At 53.1% G+C, this 21,578-nt stretch carries 19 protein-coding genes; 5 read left to right on the top strand and 14 right to left on the bottom strand.

Going from position 1 to position 21,578, the window contains the following annotated elements:
- Positions 1–115: 115 nt before the first annotated feature.
- From recC to rppH, 9 genes are all read right to left on the bottom strand, one after another.
- Positions 116–3,484 (bottom strand): exodeoxyribonuclease V subunit gamma, encoded by a 3,369-nt coding sequence (gene recC / locus VH187_RS12580; RefSeq protein ID WP_329701790.1) that lies wholly within the window; start codon positions 3,482–3,484, stop codon positions 116–118.
- Between the two features lie 30 nt (positions 3,485–3,514).
- Positions 3,515–3,835, bottom strand: coding sequence for a prepilin-type N-terminal cleavage/methylation domain-containing protein (locus VH187_RS12575; RefSeq protein WP_329701789.1), 321 nt, complete (start codon positions 3,833–3,835; stop codon positions 3,515–3,517).
- The gene (locus VH187_RS12570; protein WP_329701788.1) at positions 3,820–4,227 is read right to left on the bottom strand and encodes a DUF2509 family protein; all 408 of its coding nucleotides are present in this window, start codon (positions 4,225–4,227) and stop codon (positions 3,820–3,822) included. Before VH187_RS12570 ends, VH187_RS12575 begins: the two co-directional genes overlap by 16 nt.
- Entirely contained in the window at positions 4,224–4,781 is a 558-nt protein-coding gene (locus tag VH187_RS12565; protein WP_329701787.1) for a prepilin peptidase-dependent protein, read from the bottom strand. The genes VH187_RS12570 and VH187_RS12565 overlap by 4 nt, the downstream gene beginning before the upstream one ends.
- The gene (locus tag VH187_RS12560; protein WP_329701786.1) at positions 4,772–5,242 is read right to left on the bottom strand and encodes a prepilin peptidase-dependent protein; all 471 of its coding nucleotides are present in this window, start codon (positions 5,240–5,242) and stop codon (positions 4,772–4,774) included. The genes VH187_RS12565 and VH187_RS12560 overlap by 10 nt, the downstream gene beginning before the upstream one ends.
- Before the next feature lie 162 nt (positions 5,243–5,404).
- Entirely contained in the window at positions 5,405–6,199 is a 795-nt protein-coding gene (gene thyA, locus VH187_RS12555; RefSeq protein ID WP_329701785.1) for a thymidylate synthase, read from the bottom strand.
- 6 nt (positions 6,200–6,205) lie between these two features.
- A complete protein-coding gene (gene lgt / locus VH187_RS12550) occupies positions 6,206–7,081 on the bottom strand; it encodes a prolipoprotein diacylglyceryl transferase (protein ID WP_329701784.1) in 876 nt (291 codons plus the stop codon).
- A gap of 203 nt (positions 7,082–7,284) precedes the next feature.
- Positions 7,285–9,531 (bottom strand): phosphoenolpyruvate--protein phosphotransferase, encoded by a 2,247-nt coding sequence (ptsP, locus tag VH187_RS12545; protein WP_329701783.1) that lies wholly within the window; start codon positions 9,529–9,531, stop codon positions 7,285–7,287.
- 12 nt (positions 9,532–9,543) lie between these two features.
- The gene (gene rppH, locus VH187_RS12540; protein WP_329701782.1) at positions 9,544–10,077 is read right to left on the bottom strand and encodes an RNA pyrophosphohydrolase; all 534 of its coding nucleotides are present in this window, start codon (positions 10,075–10,077) and stop codon (positions 9,544–9,546) included.
- 684 nt (positions 10,078–10,761) lie between these two features.
- On the opposite strand from rppH, the gene mutH reads away from it, so the two are divergent.
- The 4 genes from mutH to VH187_RS12520 all read left to right on the top strand — a co-directional run bounded on the left by mutH (position 10,762) and on the right by VH187_RS12520 (position 13,773).
- Positions 10,762–11,448: a DNA mismatch repair endonuclease MutH gene (gene mutH / locus VH187_RS12535; RefSeq protein WP_329701781.1), complete on the top strand. Its 687-nt coding sequence runs from the start codon at positions 10,762–10,764 to the stop codon at positions 11,446–11,448.
- A gap of 69 nt (positions 11,449–11,517) precedes the next feature.
- The gene (locus VH187_RS12530; RefSeq protein WP_329701780.1) at positions 11,518–12,231 is read left to right on the top strand and encodes a TerC family protein; all 714 of its coding nucleotides are present in this window, start codon (positions 11,518–11,520) and stop codon (positions 12,229–12,231) included.
- 127 nt (positions 12,232–12,358) lie between these two features.
- Positions 12,359–12,577 carry a YgdI/YgdR family lipoprotein gene (locus VH187_RS12525; protein ID WP_329701951.1) on the top strand — a complete coding sequence of 73 codons (219 nt, stop codon included), beginning with the start codon at positions 12,359–12,361 and terminating at the stop codon, positions 12,575–12,577.
- 155 nt (positions 12,578–12,732) lie between these two features.
- Complete coding sequence (locus VH187_RS12520; RefSeq protein ID WP_329701779.1) at positions 12,733–13,773, top strand: NADP(H)-dependent aldo-keto reductase; 1,041 nt, start codon at positions 12,733–12,735, stop codon at positions 13,771–13,773.
- 82 nt (positions 13,774–13,855) lie between these two features.
- Here VH187_RS12520 and lplT read toward each other — a convergent pair whose 3' ends face one another.
- Both lplT and aas read right to left on the bottom strand, forming a co-directional pair.
- Positions 13,856–15,046 carry a lysophospholipid transporter LplT gene (lplT, locus tag VH187_RS12515; protein ID WP_329701778.1) on the bottom strand — a complete coding sequence of 397 codons (1,191 nt, stop codon included), beginning with the start codon at positions 15,044–15,046 and terminating at the stop codon, positions 13,856–13,858.
- Positions 15,039–17,198 carry a bifunctional acyl-ACP--phospholipid O-acyltransferase/long-chain-fatty-acid--ACP ligase gene (gene aas / locus VH187_RS12510; RefSeq protein WP_329701777.1) on the bottom strand — a complete coding sequence of 720 codons (2,160 nt, stop codon included), beginning with the start codon at positions 17,196–17,198 and terminating at the stop codon, positions 15,039–15,041. The genes lplT and aas overlap by 8 nt, the downstream gene beginning before the upstream one ends.
- A 624-nt stretch (positions 17,199–17,822) precedes the next feature.
- Here aas and galR point away from each other — a divergent pair.
- On the top strand, positions 17,823–18,839 hold the full coding sequence (gene galR / locus VH187_RS12505; protein WP_329701776.1) for an HTH-type transcriptional regulator GalR: 1,017 nt from the start codon (positions 17,823–17,825) through the stop codon (positions 18,837–18,839).
- On the opposite strand, the gene VH187_RS12500 is transcribed toward galR, so the two are convergent.
- From VH187_RS12500 to VH187_RS12490, 3 genes are all read right to left on the bottom strand, one after another.
- The gene (locus tag VH187_RS12500; RefSeq protein ID WP_329701775.1) at positions 18,827–19,279 is read right to left on the bottom strand and encodes a GNAT family N-acetyltransferase; all 453 of its coding nucleotides are present in this window, start codon (positions 19,277–19,279) and stop codon (positions 18,827–18,829) included. The genes galR and VH187_RS12500 overlap by 13 nt on opposite strands.
- Entirely contained in the window at positions 19,276–20,049 is a 774-nt protein-coding gene (locus VH187_RS12495; RefSeq protein ID WP_329701774.1) for a GntR family transcriptional regulator, read from the bottom strand. The genes VH187_RS12500 and VH187_RS12495 overlap by 4 nt, the downstream gene beginning before the upstream one ends.
- A gap of 101 nt (positions 20,050–20,150) precedes the next feature.
- Positions 20,151–21,578 carry a glycoside hydrolase family 1 protein gene (locus VH187_RS12490; protein ID WP_329701773.1) on the bottom strand — a complete coding sequence of 476 codons (1,428 nt, stop codon included), beginning with the start codon at positions 21,576–21,578 and terminating at the stop codon, positions 20,151–20,153.

Below are 21,578 nucleotides of genomic sequence, written 5' to 3'. Positions count from 1 at the left end.
ATCATTAACAAACTTCTGAGCTGCTCTGAATGGCAGCCTCACTTGTGTACATCAGTCCGTGACAAGTTGCGCATGATAATGGAATCCGAATATCTGCGCAATTTTTATACAACCGTTATGACTGATGGAAGCGAAAAACGGGCTGCAGATAACGTTCAGCCTGCGCGATAATCGCCTCAACGTTTTCAGACTCCAGCGTTCGCCACAGGCGCTGATACCAGACATCGGCACTCTCGCCACGAACAACCATATTGCCTTCCCAAGCCTGCATAAACTTACTGCGCGCTTTCTGCTGCGTCTCTTCATCCCATAAAATGACATTATTTTCGCTGTCATAACAGGATTTCAGCCATGCCCCCCCACTTTCAGGGAGGAACAGGAGCGGTTGAGACATGCCTTCGCGGTAGCCAGCCACCAGCTCAGCTAAGTACTTCATGGCTTCATCGGCAGCCAGCGGCGGGAATCGCCATTCACTGTCTTTACGCAGCAGCAACCGGCTTTCACCGATTCCACCACTGGCACAATAGACAAGATGCTCAAGCCAAAGTTGCATCCCTTGCGAGACGTTCTGCATCGACGGACGCCAGCGCAGCAGGCCATCCGACTGTACCTGCGGCAGCCAACCAGTAATATTGACCCCGTCACACTGCAGGTCAATTTCCAGACTTTTTCCTGGCAAGCGGCAGGCATTGACTCTGTCGGCCAGCGCCTGCATTTCCTGACGTTGGTCATCCCAGGCGATTTCGCCAAATGCACCGTAGGGCAGTTCGCCACCCGCACGGAAACGGCTGTACATCAGACCCGCATCCTGTTCTTCAACCAGCGTATTCACCAGTTGCTGGTTCAGCTGATAACGCGTCAGGCCTTCCAGAGTAAAAGGCTCCGTTTCCGGTATATCATTGTCTTCAATGCGGAAATTCACCTGTAAACGCATCTGGAAAAATGCTCTGACAGGATGTGACCAGAATCGTTGCAACTGTTCTAACGGCAGCGTTTCAATAACGACAGGCGGTAATGGCTGGATGAAATCACTGTGCGCTTCGCCCTCAAGACTTGCGGCATTCAGCCATTCGCGGGCATAGCTTTGTGTTTCTCCAGGCTGGAAATTCACGGCATCAAACGGCATACGGCTATGCAGATGCGAAATATGCGCTTTCACCCGACGTTCACTTTCATCGCAGTTGAGCTCGTCATCCCCTCGCAAACAGTGACTCTGGCCGATGTAATCCACCAGTTCCTGAACCAGAACCGAAGGATAGCGCTCGCTGTTGTCCTGAATGGAACGACCGATATAGCTGATGTAGAGCTTTTGTTCCGCTGACATCAACGCCTCGAGGAACAGATAGCGGTCATCATCGCGACGGCTACGATCGCCGCGCACAGGTTTCTGGCTCATCAGATCAAACCCGAGTGGGGCTAATGCGCGCGGATAAATTCCGTCGTTCATGCCGAGCAGGCAAACCACTTTGAACGGAATTGAACGCATCGGCATCAGGGTACAAATGTTTACGGGCCCAGCGAGGAAACGCTGACTGATGCGTTCCTGATCAAGGCGCTGCGCCAGTTCATCACGTAGCAGTGAAAGTGGGACGGTTTCTCCGTAGTGCGATTCCAGACCCTGATCGATAATGCCCTGCCATTGTTGTTCGATAAGCGTCAGAGCCGCTTCGGTATCCGTGTCCGGCAGGAAGAAATCATTGAGCATCTCGCGGCATACGGGCAGCCATTCAGAGAGCGGCCGTTCTTCGCTCAGACGATGACGCCATTGATTCAGCTTCATCAGCAGAGAAGCCAGATGCCCGACGAGTTCGGCAATTAGCCCACTGGATTCGTCGTAAGGGAGAATCGACTGCCACTCACCCTGGCTGCTTTCCATCGCATAACCGAGCAGCATACGCGTCAAACCGAAGCGCCACGTATGCTGGCCCGTTGGCGGGAGATCCCATTCGCGAACGTTATCATCGTCCATTCCCCAGCGTACGCCAGATTCATTGACCCACTGGCGCAGATAGCGCAGCCCTTCTTCATCGATATTGAAGCGAGCCGCCAGCACCGGAACGTCAAGCAAGGCGAGTACATCTTCACTGACGAAGCGACTGTCCGGCAGGGAAAGTAAAGTGATAAACGCCTCTAGCGCCGGATGTGACTGACGTGCCCGGCGGTCAGAAATAGCCCAGGGCACGTACCGCTCGCCGCTCGCACTGCCAAACACCGCCTGGATAAACGGGCTGTAGCTGTCGATATCGGAAACCATCACGATGATGTCGCGCGGCGAAAGAGTAGGATCGTCTTCCAGCATCGCGAGAAGACGATCGTGCAGCACTTCCACTTCGCGCTGTGGGCTGTGGCAGACGTGAATACTTAAGCTGCGATCTTCAGGATCCAGCGTGCGTTTACTGTTGCTGCGAGCAAACTCTTCCGCTGTACGCCCGGCAATGGCGCTGTTTTGCAGTTCCAGAATGTCGTATTGCAGGTTATGCAGCAGGTTATCCGGTTCGATATCGACAAAAGCATCCAGTTCCTGATAACGCTCAAGCCCCGCCAATAAATAGATGTAATCACGCCCCAGCTTGCCCCACGACGCCAACATCGGGTTACCGACGTCCTGCTCGCCTTCGGCGTTAAACAACGCGGGTGCCTGAATGTTGTCTCGGAACAGCGGAAGATCGCGCTGCTCACGGTGATGCCGACGCTGGCGCGCTAACAGCTTAGCCAGAAAAGCCGGGTCTTTGATGTCGCCCCAGTAATAACGGCAGGGGTTGGTGAACAGCACATACACATCTACATGTTTACCCAGTGCCTGCAGCGCTTGCAGATAAACCGGCGGTAAAGCTGAAATCCCGCAAATAAACACGCGAGAGGGCAGGCCAGCAGGCTTCTGTTCACTGCTTTCCAGAGCGCGAATAAAACGCTGATACAGGTTGGCACGATGCCAGAGCGGCTGGCCCAGCGCTGCAGTATGATCAACCAGCGCTTTCCATAGCGGCGCCTGCCAGTTTTGTGCGTCATCGATGTCTTCAACACGCTCATCGGCTTCCCAGCGAGTCAGCCATTCTGGGCGATAAACCAGATACTGGTCATACAGGTCAGCAATACGCGAAGCGAGCTGAAAGAGTTTGCGCTTGTCATTGTCATCGGCCAGATAGTGACGCAAAGGCGAAAATGCCTCCTGCTCCAGCATTGCCGGAAGCAACGTCATTAATTTCCAGCTCATGCTTTGCTTGTTGAACGCACTTTGTTCTGGGATTTCAGATAAGACGCGAACAAACATATCCCAGATGAAACTTGCCGGGAGCGGGAATTCGATATTAGCGGCAATGCCAAAACGCTTCGACAGCGTCATCTGCAACCACTGTGCCATACCGGTACTTTGCACCAACACCATTTCAGGCTCGAAGGGGTCGTTGAGTCTGTCCTGCTCAACAATGAACTCCATCAATGCTTCCAGCACATCCAGACGGTTGGAGTGGTAGACCCGTAACATATTTCGCTCCTGACGCTCGCGGTTAAGCCATTAACGTTGTGGGCAGTGGAGGCGCGATAATTGCCCCTCACGACCGGCCGGCGTGGTAATCGTTACCGTGATGCTGACACATCTTTGGCGGCTTGTCTGCACACGGTTCAAGTGCCAGCCCTCGGGCAAAGCGGTGGTATGTAGCTGGCTGCCACGCCATGCTTCGCGCCAAAGCTGACGATACTGGTTGAGTTGCGCCCCACCAGCCGCAAGCTTGCTTTGCAAGCCAGACAATGCACTCACCACCATCATCATCAACACTACGCTCAACAGCACTTCGGGTAGACTAAAACCCTGCTGACGGCTCACGGAATCTGACATTGTACCGTTTCCTTTCGTGGGCAAAAATCGCTCCAGCCGTTATGATCGAACAACAGGTTATTGCCGCTGACCTGGCCTGTTTGCCAACGAATTTGCTCGCCACTACGGGCTATCAATAACGCTGCTCCATCAATGAACAGACGCAAACACACGCGTCCCGCAAAAATTGCATTCGCCTGGCATTGTTCGACGGGCTGTAACGGCCAGGTATATGTCCGCCCCCACTCCAGCAGTGACTCCGCATGAGCGCTATCAATCATCGCCACTTTTTCAAGCGTGGTGTGTGACACTTGAGCCTGATGCCGGACACTGACACCTTGTAACGTCAGACTGCCAAGCACGAGCATCAGCAGGACCAACATTAGCGACGACATTCCCTCTTGCCGCTTCACAAGTTGTGTCCCGTCACGTTGTAGTTGGCGCTCACCTGCACGTCTGGGCGGCCCTTCAGATGCGCCGAAAGTAACATATCAAATTCAGGCGCAAACCCGGCCAGGTTATGCCGCTTAACCGTAAAATCATCCACGACAAGGAAATCGGGATCGGTCATTTTTTCCCATCCTTTTCCTGTGCAACTCGCAGCACCTCGTAAGGTTTCCAGCGCACCATTGTTCATTCTGAATCCTGTCACATCAGAATTTGTCGACGGCGTTTGCTCCCAGACACCGTTGAGATTCCCATCCCAACGCAGTACAACGCAGTGGTTTTCGATTGTAATGCCTTCGCCCGCGCATACTCCCCGGCAAAAACCAGCACGTTGTAAATGCCGTGAGACGGTAAACAGACGTTGCCAAACCTCTTCTTCCAGCACCTGTTGCTGCGTTTGGCGGATTGCTGCCATTTGTAGGGCTGGTAAAAAACGAGCCGTCGACAGTAGCAACACACTGCCTATCGCCATCGCAATTAAGACTTCAACCAATGAAAATCCCTGTTCATTTACTGGCATTCTTTATTCGTGCTCCCTTTGCAAAGCCGAATACGCCCCCAACCCGAAACAATCAAGGTCCAGCTCCCCGCGCCACTTTTTAAGGTGATATGCCCCGGCCAGGCGGTATTGCGTAAGCCATAAAATCCGAGGGCTGGCGTGATGTCTGTGACGGTAACGTCCGGCCATTGAGGGCGCAGCACGAACACGTTTTGCGCTACACAACCATCCTGCTCTGAGCTGAGTGCATTCAGGCACCAGCCCTGCTCTGCCTTTTGCAGACGCGGCAAGCGGTCCCGGCGGTTCCAGTTAGCGTCGTTACGTAGCATCACCAGATAATCCCGGACCTGACAGGCGGTTTGCCAAAGGCGCTGTTGCTGCTGCCAGCTCTGCCAGCCGTACAGTCCACCAGCACTGAGAATGAGCATCAGCGAGATAGCGACCAGCATTTCAATAAGGGTGTAACCCTGTTCTCGTTTCATGAGCGCACTTTGCGTCGATACGCTACACATTGCGAGTGGGTATTCAGGATTTTACGAGCACGTTTCAGGGAAATGTGACGAGTTGCAAGACGTTGCAAAAAATCAGGAAGGACGCTTCAGAAAAACAAAACCGGCCACGTGGGCCGGTTGATTTCAGGTGATTTAAATCGCCACTGGCGCTTTAATACCGGGGTGCGGATCGTAGCCTTCAATCTCGAAGTCATCGAATTGATAATCGAAGATAGAGTCAGGCTTACGTTTGATAATCAGCTTCGGCAACGCGCGCGGTTCACGACTCAACTGCAGATGAGTCTGTTCCATGTGGTTGCTGTACAGGTGCGTGTCGCCACCTGTCCAGACGAAGTCACCCACTTCCAGATCACACTGTTGCGCGACCATATGCACCAATAGCGCGTAGCTGGCGATGTTAAACGGCAGGCCGAGGAACACGTCGCAGGAACGTTGGTACAGTTGGCAAGAGAGCTTCCCGTCCGCCACATAGAACTGGAAGAAAGCGTGACACGGAGCGAGCGCCATTTTATCCAGCTCACCGACGTTCCAGGCAGAAACAATGATACGGCGTGAATCCGGATCATTTTTCAGCTGGTTCATGACGGTGGTGATTTGGTCAATATGACGGCCATCCGGCGTTGGCCACGCACGCCATTGCTTACCGTAGACTGGCCCCAGGTTGCCCTGGTCGTCAGCCCATTCATCCCAGATGGAGACATTGTTTTCATGCAGATAGGCAACGTTTGTGTCACCTTTCAGGAACCACAACAGCTCATGGATGATGGAGCGTAAATGACAGCGCTTGGTAGTCACCAGCGGGAAACCATCTTGCAGGTTAAAGCGCATCTGGTGGCCGAAAATCGACAGCGTGCCCGTGCCGGTACGGTCATTCTTTGGGGTGCCCTCGTCGAGCACCTTCTGCATCAGATCAAGATACTGTTTCATACTTCCTCAGGAGACTTGCTGCTGTGGGCGACGGCGATATGCCCAGACCATCATGATGACACCCGCCAACACCATCGGAATGGAGAGGATCTGCCCCATGCTGATGTACTGTACCCACTCGCCGGTAAACTGCGCATCTGGCTGGCGGAAGAATTCCACGATGATACGGAACAGGCCATAGCCAATCAGGAACAGACCGGAAACAGAGCCCGTTGGGCGCGGTTTGCGGATAAACAAGTTGAGGATGATAAACAGCACTACGCCTTCCAGCGCCAGTTCATAAAGCTGCGATGCATGACGCGGCAGCACGCCGTACTGATCGAACAGCGACTGCCATTCAGGGTGCGACGGCAGTAACGCCAGGTCTTCCGCACGAGAGCCTGGGAACAGCATGCTGTAGTGGAATGAAGGATCAACCCGGCCCCACAATTCGCCGTTAATGAAGTTACCCAAACGCCCCGCGCCAAGACCAAACGGGATCAACGGTGCGATAAAGTCTGCGACCTGGAAGAAGGTGCGCTTGGTGCGTTTAGCGAAGACAATCATCACCACGATAACGCCAATCAGGCCGCCGTGGAACGACATACCGCCGTCCCAGACGCGGAACAGATACAACGGATCGCTGAGGAATGTTGGCATGTTGTAGAACAACACATAGCCAATACGCCCACCCAGGAATACCCCGAGGAAGCCTGCATACAGCAGGTTTTCAACTTCGTTTTTCGTCCAGCCGCTACCCGGTCGATTCGCCCTGCGAGACGCCAACCACATCGCGAAAATAAAGCCGACCAGGTACATAAGTCCGTACCAGTGAAGCGAGACCGGTCCAATGGAAAAAATCACCGGATCAAACTCCGGGAAATGCAGATAACCACTATTCATCTGTCACCACAAATGCTTGTTATTCCGCCGAAAGTGGTCAGCGGTAGAGACGCGCAACCTGTTGGCTGCCCCAAAGGTGCGAATGATAGCACAAGGCGGAAGGCGGGGCTGCGGGGAAAGATGTAAAAGATATGTATAAGCGAAGCGTGGTCGGTTCAGGATTTACAAAGTCCGATAGCGCTGAAGCCACCCGGCAGAAGCGCTTATCGCCCGCCGCGAATCAGACCGCCGAGACCTCGGCGCTCCATAAAGGCCGCGACTTGATGGCGAACTTCAGTGGCTAACTGTGCATCGAGACTGCGCTGGGCAAGATTCTGCGCGTCCTCAAGCTCAATGTGACGCAGCAGATATTTCACGCGTGCTACCGAGCGACCGTTCATCGACAAATGTCGGAAACCGAGGCCAATCAGAATAGTGACACACATCGGATCACCCGCCATTTCACCGCATACCCGCAGATCGATTCCGAGGCGCTCCGCATCTTGCGCAATCATCGACAACGCACGAAGCAGCGCCGGGTGCAAGCTGTCGTAAATGCTCGCCACACGCGTATTGTTACGATCTACCGCCAGTAAATACTGCGTCAGATCGTTCGTGCCAACTGAAATAAAATCGACGCGACTGGTCAGGTGCGCCATCAGAAACACCATTGAAGGCACTTCGAGCATCACTCCGATACGCGGTTTCGGGATCTCGTAACCGATCATCTCTTCTACTTCGCGCCCGGCACGTTCGATCAGGCGTTTCGCTTCATCGACTTCATCAATGCTGGTGACCATCGGCAGCAGAATGCTGAGATTGCCGGTGGCGGCATTGGCACGTAACATTGCGCGCACCTGGATCAGGAAGATCTCAGGCTGATCCAGCGTGATACGGATCCCGCGCCAGCCGAGACAAGGATTTTCCTCACTGATCGGCATATATGGCAGCTGTTTATCCGCACCAACGTCCAGCGTACGTAGCGTGACGGGCTTGTCATTGAACATCTGCAACATGCCCTGATACTGCGAAACCTGCTCTTCTTCCGACGGGAAACCGCTTTGCAGCATGAAGGGTATTTCGGTGCGATACAGGCCGATGCCATCAATGCGGCTGCCGAGTTTTTCTTCGTGCTCCGGGCTTAAACCCGCATTCAGCATAACTTTGACGCGTTCGCCGCTTTTGAGTTGTGCCGGACGTTCCACATCATCTTCGGCGATACGGCTAAGCTCGTTTTCTTCGGTGACCAGCCGCTGATATTCCTGCAGCAGGACCGGTTCCGGGTCGACCAGGATCTCGCCGCGATAACCGTCAACCACCAGCATCCGACCATGAAGTACCGCAGGTTGGATGTCCGCTCCCATCACGGTTGGAATGCCTAACGCGCGCACCATGATTGCTGCGTGCGAGTTCGCTGCGCCATCGCGCACGACGACACCCGTCAGCCTGTCTTGTGGAACTTCTGCGAGCGTCGTTGCCGATAACTCGTCGGCCACCAGCACAAAACGCTCTGGCCAGGTATTTGCGCCCTGGACAGTATCATCGAGATGGAACAGCAGACGCTGCCCGAGAGCGCGCAGATCACCCGCGCGTTCTTTCAGATAGCCATCACTCAATGCAGCAAACTGATCGGCAAACTTCTCGATAATAGTTTTAACGGCCCACTCCGCCACCGAGCCTTTGTCCACTTCCGCGAACAGCTCTTTGCGCAGACGAGCGTCTGATAACAAGTGCGAATAGAGGTCAAAAATGGCGGCGGTTTCTTTCTGCGCACCAGCAGCGAAACGCTTACTGTAGCGACGAAATTCACCCGCAGCGTCTTCCAGCGCCTGGGTCAGGCGTTCACGCTCAAGCGCAGAATCCAGCGTCGACGCTTCATACACCTGTTCCATTAACGGCAGCGTGGCGTCCATCCAGCCTTGGGCAATCGCCACCCCGGAGGATGCCGGAAGCGCGCGAATACGCGTTTGCCGATATTGGCCAAACAGTGCAGTCAGCTGAGATTGAGAGAGGATGGCCGCCATTTGCGTGGCAAGCGTGACGAGGAAAGATTCTTCGCTTTCGTCAAACTGACGCAGTTCACGCTGCTGCACCACCAGCACGCCCAGTAACTGGCGGCGCTGTATGATGGGAACACCAAGAAAAGCGCGGTATTTTTCTTCTTTTACAGAAGGGATATATTTGAAGCTCGGGTGCTTTTGCGCATCCGCGAGGTTAATGGGCTCCGCAAGGCGTCCCACCAGGCCTACGACACCTTCATCAAATGCGAGTGTGATTGTCCGGCCCCGCGGCTTTTTCAGCCCGCGAGTCGCCATCAGGTAATAGCAGCGTCGGTCGTGGTCAGCCAGGTAAACCGAACAGACTTCGGTTTCCATCGCCTGGCAAATGTCCGTTACCAGAATATCAAGCGCCTCGTTCACACGAGGTGCGCTTGCCACTTTCTCTACTATCTCTCGCAACCGGGTGAGCATAATGTGCGTGGCTTAACCTCTTTTACGTCGATATGCAGGGGCTGTGTTCTGCGGCTTCGGCGTACTTTCCGTCAGCGCCAGCACAACAGCTGCAAATTCCTTCATCACCCGACGGTAGACGTCGCGTTTAAACGACACAACCTGACGCACCGGGTACCAGTAACTTACCCAGCGCCAACCATCGAACTCCGGTGTACTGCTGGTTTGCATGTTGATCTCGCTATCATTGCCAATCAACTGCAGGAGAAACCATTTTTGTTTCTGGCCGATACAAACCGGCTTTGTGTCCCAACGCACCAAACGTTTCGGTAACTTGTAACGCAACCAGTTACGGGTAGACGCCAGGATCCGCACATCTTTACGGCTTAATCCGACCTCTTCGAACAATTCCCGATACATCGCCTGCTCAGCAGATTCGCCTGGATTGATCCCTCCCTGAGGGAACTGCCAGGAGTGCTGACCGTATCGCCTGGCCCACATGACCTGGCCCTGACGATTGCAGATTACAATTCCAACATTTGGGCGGTAGCCATCGTCATCAATCACCGGACTACCTCTAAAAACAATTTTCAATGTGAATGATTGTTTCACACTCGTCGGAAACGGTAAACCACTCTCTTACGGCGATAACAACGGATAACAATTGAATAACTCACAGTAATCATCGAAGTTATAAACAGATGCCCGCTTTCATGGGCCATTTTATTCACTTTTTCTGTGGATAGAGTTGTGAAGAAGTACGTAACTACCATGGGAAAACCTTGAATAGTCCGAAAAACACAAATCTAACGCATTAAAATAAAATGATTATATTCATCACCTTAGAATAGTGATCTTTACTCAAACATGCCATAACGTGACGATCGTCACAGGTGCGATCCTTTCACTGCTGAAAGATCGAACAACGTCGTTTTTATCCACAGATTGTGCCACTTACTTAAACACTTTTTGTGTAAAAATTGGATTTTCGTCGCACGTCAAGCCTGTAAATGGAAACAGTAGTGAGGGTTTTACCCACTTATCCCACTTTTCTGTGGATAACAGGGGGTAAGATCCTGTTCATTGCCAGTGACCAGAATGGGAAAACCTTTTTTAGCGCGAAAAAAGGTCACCAAAAATCATCAAAAAATACTATTAAATCATCATATTGGCGTAGTTATCCAGAAAGAGGTAAACTCTTTTCATAACGGGGATAAACCCCGCTCATTTTTTCACCATAGGTGTTCTGTTATGTCCCTTCTCTCTCCACTGTGTTCCCCTCCGCAGTCTGAAGCCCAACTTTTAGACCAGGCGCAGAAGCTGGCGGGTTATACACTGGGTGAACTGGCGGCGATGGCAAACATCCCCATTCCCCCCGATTTAAAGCGAGATAAAGGCTGGACTGGCGTGCTGCTGGAGATTTGGCTGGGCGCAAGCGCAGGAAGCAAACCCGAGCAAGATTTTGCGGCCCTGGGCGTCGAACTGAAAACCATTCCAATCGACCGGAACGGTCGTCCTCTGGAGACCACATTCGTCTGCGTGGCCCCACTTACAGGCAACAGTGGTGTCACCTGGGAAACCAGCCACGTCAGGCATAAGCTCAAGCGCGTGCTGTGGATCCCGGTTGAAGGCGAACGCACGATCCCACTGGCAGAACGCCATGTTGGCGCACCGCTATTGTGGAGCCCTAATGAAGAAGAGGACCGTCAGTTGTGCATGGACTGGGAAGAACTGATGGATTTGATTGTTCTCGGCCAGGTTGAACGTATTACCGCGCGTCACGGCGAAGTGCTGCAACTACGCCCTAAAGCCGCCAACAGCAAAGCCCTGACTGAAGCCGTCGGCACTCATGGTCAACCGATTCTGACCTTACCCCGTGGTTTCTATCTGAAAAAGAACTTCACCGCAGCCTTGCTGGCCCAGCATTTTTTACTCTGACAGGATTCGTTTGGGCTAAGACGTCGCTAGCGCTTATAATGCCGCTTTTCGTTTTTGGCAGGACTTACAATGTTATTTGCATGGGTAACCGATCCTAACGCATGGATGGCGCTTGGGACGTTAACGATCCTTGAGATCGTTCTGGGAATCGACAATATTATTTTTCTCTCTCTGGTAGTGGCAAAACTCCCAACGGCCCAGCGTAATCACGCTCGTCGCATAGGTTTGTTTGCAGCAATGGTGATGCGTCTGGCTCTGCTGGCCTCCATCGCCTGGGTGGTCAGGCTGACCCATCCGCTGTTCACCCTGTTCGAACACGCCTATTCGGCGCGCGACATCATTCTGTTATTGGGTGGTTTGTTCCTTATCTGGAAAGCGAGCAAAGAGATCCACGAATCGATTGAGGGTGAAGAAGAAGGGCTGAAAACCAATGTTCACTCGTTCCTCGGCGCAATCGTGCAGATCATGCTGCTGGACATTATTTTCAGTCTCGATTCGGTAATTACTGCCGTGGGTCTGTCCGATCATCTGTTCATTATGATGGCCGCCGTGGTCATTGCCGTGGGCGTGATGATGTTTGCCGCCCGGCCTATCGGTGAATTCGTTGACCGGCATCCGTCCGTCAAAATGCTGGCACTTGCGTTCCTGATCCTGGTCGGCTTTACGTTAATGTTAGAAAGTTTTGGTATTCATGTACCGAAGGGCTATATCTATTTCGCGATGTTTTTCTCCATTGCGGTGGAGACCCTCAATTTACTGCGAAACAAAAAAAATCCGCTTTAAATTCAAAGGCAGCCCACAAAATGAGGGCTGCCCCGCAATCTTTTTAAGATTTTACTGCTTTTTACTTACTGCTTACCGGGTTATTACTAGAATGATATGAGTTGCGGTCATATTAAGGGTGATAATGATGACAAAATGGGCAGTTTTAATTTCCGCGGTAGGTTTGGCATTTGCTGTTTCCGGTTGCAGCACAGACTACGTGATGGCGACAAAAGATGGTCGTATGATCCTGACGGATGGCAAACCGGAAGTCGATGACGACACCGGCCTTATCAGTTACGAAGATCAGCAAGGCAACAGAATGCAGATTAATCGTGACGACGTATCCCAAATCATTAAGCGCTAAAAGAAAACAGGTCAGCTCGTCTGGCCTTTTTTGATTTTTTACTTCCGCTTTTTCCTCGCATCTGCCATGTTTATATTCCTTTGTCAGGACGCACTTCGCACGCCTCCTGACGTTGTTGATATAACGTTGTCGATAGAAAAGAAAGGAAGGCGGCTATGCACTATCACCGTATCCCCCACAGCTCACTGGAAATCAGTACTCTTGGGCTGGGCACTATGACGTTTGGTGAACAAAACAGCGAAGCCGACGCCCATACACAGCTCGATTACGCCGTTGCTCAGGGTATTAACCTGATTGACGTCGCAGAGATGTACCCTGTTCCCCCGCGCCCGGAAACTCAGGGCCTGACCGAAACCTACGTCGGCAACTGGCTGGCGAAACACGGCAGCCGTGAAAAGCTGGTGCTGGCCTCGAAAGTCAGCGGTCCATCGCGCAATAATGACAGCGGTATTCGCCCGAATCAGGCACTGGATCGCAAAAACATTCGTGACGCGCTGCACAACAGCCTGACTCGCCTGCAAACCGATTATCTCGATCTATACCAGGTTCACTGGCCACAGCGCCCGACCAATTGCTTCGGCAAACTGGGCTATGAGTGGACTGAGTCTCAGCCGGTTATCACGTTGCTGGAAACCCTGGAAGCGCTGACCGAGTTTCAGCGTGCAGGCAAAATCCGCTATATCGGTGTGTCGAACGAAACCGCGTTTGGTGTGATGCGTTATCTGCATCTTGCCGATAAACATGATTTACCGCGAATCACCACCATTCAAAACCCGTACAGCTTGCTTAATCGCAGCTACGAAGTCGGTTTGGCGGAAGTGAGTCAGTATGAAGGCGTGGAGTTGCTGGCCTATTCGTGTCTGGCATTCGGTACGCTGACAGGCAAATATCTGAACGGAGCGAAACCGGCAGGCGCGCGTAATACGCTGTTCAGCCGCTTTACGCGCTACAGCGGTGAGCAATCACAGAAAGCGGTGGCGGCTTATGTCGATATCGCGAAACGCCACGGTCTTGATCCAGCTCAGATGGCATTGGCGTTTGTTCGCCGTCAGCCATTTGTTGCCAGCACCCTGTTGGGTGCGACCACGATGGAGCAACTGAAAACGAACGTGGAAAGTCTGCATCTGGAACTGAGCGAAGACGTTCTGGCAGAAATTGAAGCGGTGCATCAGGTTTATACCTACCCGGCACCGTAAATAACTGACTGCCCGGCGGCGCTACGTTTGCACGGACCTATACCTTTCGTAGGTCTTGTAAGCGTAGTGCCACCGGGCGTTTTTATTTCCGACCCCAAACCCACAGCGCAGCAATCGCCAGCCCAAACAACGTGCCGAAACCAATCCCAACACCTACGACCGGAATACCGACCATCACTGCCAGCGAGTAAAGCCCAAGCATGATCAGCATCGCGCTGTTTTCGCCCAGGTTCTGCACCGCAATCGCGTTGCCCGCGCCAACGGTGTGTTTCCCGCGATCCTGTAACAACGCATTCAGCGGCACGACAAAGAAACCGCCGCATATGCCCAATAACAGTAACAAGACATAGGCCGGTAACAGCGCATGTTGGATGGCGAAAATCACCACCGCAACGCCAATCAGTACGCCAGCTGGCATGCAGCGGGCTACCGTTTCCAGCGTGACCAGCTTCGCTGCCGCGCCTGCACCCACCACAATCCCGACGGCCACCATCGCATTCAGATAGGTTGGCGTCGCGTTATCGGTAATGCCGAGTGCCACCGGCACCCACAAAACCAACAGGAAACGCAGCGTAACGCCTGCGCCCCAGAACAGACTGGTGCCGACTAACGAGAAACGGGTTTCCCGGTTACGCCACAGTAGCCTGCACGCAGAGAAAAAGCTGCCAGTCATCGCATTAAAACGCCAGGACTGCCCGGTTCTGGCCGCAGGTAAGCGTGTGATGAAGAGGTTGGCGACCACTGCGCCTGCGTACACCAACGCACACACGCTCAGCGCTGCCAGCACGTGCCAGTCAGCCAATACACCGCCAGCAACGGAACCCAACAAAATAGCGGCGATGGTGGAGGATTCCATCAAGCCGTTAGCTTTTACTAATTTGTCACCGGTCGTCAGTTCACCAAGAATGCCGTATTTGGCGGGTGAATAAGCCGCCGCCCCCACGCCCACCAGCGTGTAGCCAATAAAGGGATTCACGCCGAGGCAAATAGCGGCCGCGCCAATCAGTTTCATGCTGTTGGCAACCATCATCACCCGGCCTTTCGGGAAGCTGTCAGCAAACTGCCCGACAAACGGCGCAAAAAGAATGTAAGCGCCCACAAACACCATCTGCAAAACCGGCTGACTCCAGTCCGGGTAAAACTGCTGTTTCATTAGCGCCAGCGTGGCAAACAGCAGCGCGTTATCGCCAAACGCCGACAGAAACTGGGCGCAGAGTACCGCCATCATCCCTTTCGATCGCAGCGAAGTGTTAGTGTGCACTGACTCACTCATGCGTTTTTTCCACCTGATCAACCTGTTCTTTAAGGGCGACAAAATCGGGTTTGCCGCTGCCCAGTACCGGTATCTGTTTGAGGAAACGAATATCTCGCGGCACCGCCAGTTCCGGCACGCCGCTTGAACGCGCCTGTTGTTGTAGCTTCTCGCGCGTCAATTCTGCATCGGTGGTAAACAGCACCAATGCCTCGCCTTTGCTGGCATCTTGTTTGATGACCGTGGCATGCAGTTTGTCAGGTGACACCGCCAATGCCAGTTGTTCAACCATTTCCAGCGACACCATTTCACCTGCAATTTTGGCAAAACGCTTGGCGCGCCCCTGAATTTGCACAAAACCTTGCTCGTCAAACAGCACAATATCGCCCGTGTCGTACCAGCCAGTTTCGAGTTCACCGTTCTGATTTTCTGCCGTTGGCAACCCCAGCACGCCCGGATTTTCGACGCGCAAGTAGCCGTTCATGATGTTCGGCCCTTTCAGTTGCAAACGTCCACCCTCATCAATCCCCGGCACCGCCAGCAAACGTGCATCCATTCCCGGCAGAATACGGCCAACCGTGCCCGGCTTTGCTGCCATCGGTACGTTGATCGACACCACTGGCGCGCACTCGGTCACACCGTAACCTTCCAGAATGCGCAGACCAAATTTGTCCTGCCAGATTTGCTTCGTGCTCTCTTGCAGTTTTTCTGCCCCGGCGACCACGTAACGCAATTTGTGGAAGTCATACGGATTGGCAAAACGGGCGTAATGGCCGAGGAACGTTGAGGTGCCAAACAGCACCGTACAGTTACGATCGTAGACGAGCTCCGGCACAATGCGGTAATGCAGCGGGCTTGGATAGAGGAACACTTCGGCACCGGTCAGCAGCGGCGTGAACAGGCCGACGGTCAGACCGAATGAGTGGAACAGCGGCAGCGCCGACATAAAGCGGTCACGAGCGGTGAAGTCAGCGATGGTTTTGATCTGCTCAACGTTCGCCAGAATGCTTTTATGGCTGTGTACCACGCCCTTCGGATTTCCTTCAGAACCCGAGGTAAACAGCACAATCGCGGCATCTTCCGGTTGCTGTTTGACCTGCGCGAGATGCGGCATCAACAGATGGCCGAAAATCCACAGTTTGTCAGCAACGGTGACATCGCCTTTTAAATCTTCCAGAAACACCCAACGCACTTGCGTCAGCTGTTCCGGTAAATGCCACAGCTTGCCTTTATCCAGGAAAGTACGGGAGGTGAAAATGGTTTTGATTTCTGCCGCAGTGATGGCGCTTGAAAGCCCTTTAATACCCGCGGTGTAGTTCATCATCGCCGGGATGCGCCCGCGCGCGATAGCCCCGAAAATGACCGCCGCGCTGATCCCGGCATTCGGTAACATCAGGCCAATTTTTTCGCCTTTCGCGCTGTATTTTTCCAGAATACGAGCCACGAACAACGTCTTCGTCAGGAGCTTACGGTAGTTATCCGGCTGGAAATTGATGTCTTCGATGCAGGGCTTGCGGTCGCCATAACGATATTGAGCAGTGAGCAATGCTTCGTACAGCGTTTCACGTGGGCGCACCGCCATTCGGGCTTCCATCATGATTTGATGCAGCATTTCGCCAGCGATTTTGCGGCGATCTCGTGCGCGCGGGGCTTCCGGCATCGGCAATGTGGTCGGCGGTAAAATATGAATGTGAATACGCGGGAAAAGGCGGCGCTTTACCAGTCCTTTCAAGCGGCTGGCAAAAGTCAGTTCTGCACCTTCGATGCGAATCGGCACAACAACGGCTTGCGATTTAGCCGCGACAAAAGCCGCGCCGTCGTAAATTTTCATCAGCGAACCGGTGATAGAAATCCGCCCTTCCGGGAAAATCACTACCGGACGCCCCTGCTCCACCAGACGGACCAAATGCTTTATCGACATTGGTTTTGTCGGGTCGAGTGGCACAAAATCAATCAACGGCGTCAACCAGCGCATAAACCATTTTTGGCTGATTGAGGTATAGACCGCAAATACCGGGCGCACAGGTAAAAATAGCGCCAGCAGAATACCGTCAATAAAAGAGACGTGATTAGGGGTTATCAGCACCTTTGACTGGCGCAATGCCGCTGTGTTTCCGGTTACGTTGACCCGAAACATCACTCTGAAAAGAAATCGAAAAAAGCCCAACAGCATATCAACTCCATTTGGCAAAAAATGACTTTATGCAGAGTACATGACTGTAGGCAGGAAAAGCAGTGCGGAGGCGGATTTTAGGCAAAAAAAACCTGCGCATCTGCGCAGGTCGGTGCAAGTAGAGAAGTACGAAAATCGTACTAAAAAATTCTCACCAATCAATACCTCTGGGACTTTGATTGTGGCTTTTGGGCCCAAAAACTGCCACTGAGAAAACGCAAGCGAATGAGCCTAAGTGCAACGATGTGTTACGATTATCGCTTACTGTTACAGTTATGAAATTTAGAGCAAAAAAAACCTGCGCATCTGCGCAGGCTGGTGTAATTAAGTGGCCTTCCCGTGGGGGTCGACTTCACCTATCAATACCTCTGGGATAATCAGAGTATCAACCAGATTGATAAATCCTCCAGCGATCATTCGCAACAGCTAATCGCAAAGTGTAACCAAAGGTTTGAATTCACCTTTTTCATTTTCAATTGCCCGTGACGTACTGTGTAACTTTTTCACTGTGCACGCCCTTTTGCATCACATTTGCGTGACGCCGTTGGCGCTTAACCTTGAACAGCACTGGCTTTTCCGTAACACTGAGAAGGTGTAACCGTTTTCCCTCTTAAAAGGCATGATATGGCGACAATAAAGGATGTGGCCCGGATGGCAGGTGTTTCAGTGGCCACCGTTTCCCGGGTTATCAACAACTCTCCCAAAGCCAGCGATGCCTCACGCCAGGCCGTTTCTTCCGCGATGGAAGCCCTTAGCTATCACCCGAATGCCAATGCCCGCGCGCTAGCGCAGCAATCGACGGAAACCGTCGGGTTAGTGGTAGGCGATGTCTCCGATCCTTTTTTTGGTGCGATGGTCAAAGCCGTAGAGCAAGTGGCCTATCACACCGGCAATTTCCTGCTGATTGGCAATGGTTATCATAATGAGAAAAAAGAGCGTCAGGCCATTGAGCAGTTGATTCGCCACCGTTGTGCGGCCCTGGTGGTTCACGCCAAAGTGCTGCCTGACGAAGAACTGATTAGCCTGATGAAACAGATCCCCGGCATGGTGTTGATCAACAGGATCCTGCCCGGCTTTGAGCAACGCTGCGTCGCGCTCGATGATCGTTACGGCGCCTGGCTTGCGACGCGTCATTTGATTCAGCAGGGCCACACCAAAATTGGTTATCTCTGCTCGAATCACGCAATTTCAGACGCCGAAGATCGCTTACAGGGCTATTACGACGCACTGAAAGAGAGCGGTTTGCCGTGTAATGAGCGACTGGTGACCTTTGGTGAACCGGATGAAAGCGGTGGCGAACAAGCGATGACCGAACTGCTAGGACGCGGGAAAAACTTTACCGCCGTCGCGTGCTATAACGACTCGATGGCCGCCGGAGCGATGGGCGTACTGAATGACAACGGTATCGATGTGCCGGGGGAAATTTCGCTGATTGGTTTCGATGACGTGCTGATTTCGCGCTACGTGCGACCGCGTTTAACCACCGTGCGCTACCCGATTATCACGATGGCGACACAGGCCGCAGAACTGGCGCTGGCACTCGCCGATAAACGTCCGCTACCGGAAATCACGCACCTTTTCAGCCCAACGCTGGTACGGCGTCATTCGGTGATTGCGCTGGCTGAAACTCAAAGTTCGTAGCGATACAGATGCACGGTGGTGGCGGGATATTCGATGCCATCACCGATGTATTGCCAGCCAAACCGCTCATAGAAATCGCGGCAAGCGGAATAGAGATGCAGCTCGCTATAACCTTTGCTGCGGGCGTACTCCATCACATGGGTTTGTAACTTCCCCGCAATGCCCTGCCCACGAACAGACTCATCGACATACAGCGCGGCCAACCACGGATAGAGATCCTGACGGCTGATCAGATCACAGCGCCACAAGCCTACCGTCGCCAGCAGTTTGCCTCCGTCGGTCATCACAAACGTCAGCGGCAGCGCGTCGGGTTGCTGACTGTGTTCGATGATGCTGGAGAAAAACTCACGCGGCATCGCCACACCGCCGAACGCCTGCCATAACCAGTCAGTTACTTGTCGGGCGTGCTGCGGGGCCTCATACAATGGCTGAATGATCACATCAATTTCCCCTGAAAAATGGGGACAGATTCAAACAGATAGCCGTCGAAATCGGGCGCATCTTCATCGGACAGTTCCAGCAGACTGTTTTTAACGTTTTCAAGATGTTGCCACATCGCCTGCCAGGCCCCCATGACATCACGGCGGCGCAGTGCTGCCAGAATGGTTTGCCTGTCGCCAAGCCATTTCAGGCGATAGGCCCGGCTGGCGATATGTGCATTGAATTGTTGCCAGATGGGGCTACTGTCCATTTGTAGCCAGATTTTCTCGACCGTGGTCAGCAGCATCTGGTTTTGCGTCGCGCCTGCCAGCACCAGGTGGAACATTTTGCTGTTGTCCTGGCTGTGATCATTTGCCGCGATAGCGCGCTGTTCCTGCTCGATAATCCGTTTGAGGTTATCGATATCTGCACGAGTGGCCATTTTCGCGGCAAAGGCTGCAATGTTGCTTTCCAGCAACTGGCGCGCCTGCAAAATTTCAAATGGCCCAACGTCACTGTTGAGCATCTGCTCTTCTTCGCTGTCGTTTTCCTGCGGAATGCGCATCACGTACACGCCTGAACCCTGGCGAATATCCACCGTGCCTTGCAATTCCAGCATCAACAGCGCTTCGCGGACAATAGTGCGGCTGACGCCATATTTTTCTGCAATGTTTCGCTCTGGCGGCAAACGGGATCCCACCGGATAGAGGCCCTGCATAATCTGGGCACGCAAGTCTTCACCAATTTCCTGGTAAGGTTTTTTTTCCGGCGGAACAACGGCCTTTTCCACAATATCACCTGTGTTTGCTTGCGAGTGGATGCACGGACCGCCCTACCTGGCAGCCCGATCGGCGGCTATAGTAGCAAAAATCATCCGCTACTGAAGCCCCGCTATTTCAGCTCATCATCCACGTTGAGCGTTAGCGTCCGGCTGTCGCGCAATCTGCGGAACCAAGCAGCTGATTTTTTCGCTCGTCGTGCACGGTTATTTTCCAGATCGATTTCAATCAACCCATAACGGTTCTTGAACGCGTTCATCGGCGACACATTGTCCGTGAACGCCCACAGCATGTAGCCGTGACAGTTTGCGCCATCCTGTTTCGCACACAGCGTCTGCCACAGATGTTCACTGATGAAATCGATTCGGTAATCGTCTTCAATCACCCCATCGCGGTTGCGGAACTGGCCTTCATTCTCGATACCCATCCCGCTTTCAGCGACAAACCACGGAATATTGCGGTACTCGTTTTTGATACGCATCGCCATGTCGTAGACGATTTGCGGGTAGATTTCCCAGCCGCGTGATTTGTTCATCCGTCTGCCCGGCAACTCGAACGGCTCGTAATAATAGGCCGGATGGAACGGAGTCTCCGGATGCCAGGCACGGGATGGCGCTTTTACGCGATGCGGGTAATACAGATTGATGCCGAGTTCATCCACGGTATTCGCGCGGATTTCATCGAGTTCTTCCTGACTGTAATCCCAGGCGACATGGTGTTTTTCCAGCAACGTAAACAGCTCAGCCGGATATTCACCATGCACAAATGGATCGAGAAACACACGGTTGTAGAACAGATCGTAGCGTTCAGCGGCAAGCACGTCATGCGGCGCAGAGGAACGTGGATACGTCACCTCCGGGTTGAGAATACAACCCACGCTGCCGCGATAGCCCTTCTCGCGGAACAGCTTCACCACCCGTGCCGTCGCCAGCACTTTGTGGTGATTCCACTGCATCCAGGTGCCGGTGTTCTGTTCGTACGGCCAGCGCAAAGCGTCAAGGTATACGCGCGTCTGCACGACAATCGGCTCGTTGAAAGTGAACCAGCGCATCACTTTGTGGTGGTAGCGCACGAAGACTTTCTCCACGTAGCGCACAAATAACTCGACCACTTTTTTCGACGCCCAGCCGCCATATGTTTCCAGCAAATAACCGGGCAGTTCGTAATGTTCGAGGCAAATCATTGGCGTAATGCCATTGGCATTCAGCTCATCGAACAACGCGTCGTAATAGGCGGCGTACTCTTCATCCACCGTGACATTTTCGTAATCGGTAAGAAAACGCGACCAGTTAATGGAGGTGCGATAGTGCGTCAGCCCGGCCTGTTTCATCAGCGCGACATCTTCGCGGAAACGGTTGATAAAATCCGTCGCTATCGCCGGGCCATAGCCGTTATGCCAGACGTGCCTGTCGTTTTTGTACCAAAGATCCGGCCAGGAATCCTGGCCCTCCTTTTTGCCACTCCAGCCTTCCGTTTGCCAGGCAGAAGCCGCAGCCCCGAGAATAAAATCCGGTGGGATGGTAATGGTTTTCTGGCTCAT

The organism is Scandinavium sp. (genome assembly GCF_036271055.1).
In the GTDB taxonomy this organism is placed as follows: domain Bacteria; phylum Pseudomonadota; class Gammaproteobacteria; order Enterobacterales; family Enterobacteriaceae; genus Scandinavium.
The sequence above is the reverse complement of the archived record's forward strand: the minus strand, read 5'-3'. Positions and strand labels throughout refer to the sequence as shown.

What these genes read in the sequence shown, in the direction of transcription:
- recC (WP_329701790.1), bottom strand. Translation starts at nt 3,484, where the DNA reads ATGTTACGGGTCTACCACTCCAACCGTCTGGATGTGCTGGAAGCATTG.
- VH187_RS12575 (WP_329701789.1), bottom strand. Translation starts at nt 3,835, where the DNA reads ATGTCAGATTCCGTGAGCCGTCAGCAGGGTTTTAGTCTACCCGAAGTG.
- VH187_RS12565 (WP_329701787.1), bottom strand. Translation starts at nt 4,781, where the DNA reads ATGCCAGTAAATGAACAGGGATTTTCATTGGTTGAAGTCTTAATTGCG.
- VH187_RS12560 (WP_329701786.1), bottom strand. Translation starts at nt 5,242, where the DNA reads ATGAAACGAGAACAGGGTTACACCCTTATTGAAATGCTGGTCGCTATC.
- thyA (WP_329701785.1), bottom strand. Translation starts at nt 6,199, where the DNA reads ATGAAACAGTATCTTGATCTGATGCAGAAGGTGCTCGACGAGGGCACC.
- lgt (WP_329701784.1), bottom strand. Translation starts at nt 7,081, where the DNA reads ATGAATAGTGGTTATCTGCATTTCCCGGAGTTTGATCCGGTGATTTTT.
- ptsP (WP_329701783.1), bottom strand. Translation starts at nt 9,531, where the DNA reads ATGCTCACCCGGTTGCGAGAGATAGTAGAGAAAGTGGCAAGCGCACCT.
- mutH (WP_329701781.1), top strand. Translation starts at nt 10,762, where the DNA reads ATGTCCCTTCTCTCTCCACTGTGTTCCCCTCCGCAGTCTGAAGCCCAA.
- VH187_RS12530 (WP_329701780.1), top strand. Translation starts at nt 11,518, where the DNA reads ATGTTATTTGCATGGGTAACCGATCCTAACGCATGGATGGCGCTTGGG.
- VH187_RS12525 (WP_329701951.1), top strand. Translation starts at nt 12,359, where the DNA reads ATGACAAAATGGGCAGTTTTAATTTCCGCGGTAGGTTTGGCATTTGCT.
- VH187_RS12520 (WP_329701779.1), top strand. Translation starts at nt 12,733, where the DNA reads ATGCACTATCACCGTATCCCCCACAGCTCACTGGAAATCAGTACTCTT.
- lplT (WP_329701778.1), bottom strand. Translation starts at nt 15,046, where the DNA reads ATGAGTGAGTCAGTGCACACTAACACTTCGCTGCGATCGAAAGGGATG.
- aas (WP_329701777.1), bottom strand. Translation starts at nt 17,198, where the DNA reads ATGCTGTTGGGCTTTTTTCGATTTCTTTTCAGAGTGATGTTTCGGGTC.
- galR (WP_329701776.1), top strand. Translation starts at nt 17,823, where the DNA reads ATGGCGACAATAAAGGATGTGGCCCGGATGGCAGGTGTTTCAGTGGCC.
- VH187_RS12490 (WP_329701773.1), bottom strand. Translation starts at nt 21,578, where the DNA reads ATGAGCCAGAAAACCATTACCATCCCACCGGATTTTATTCTCGGGGCT.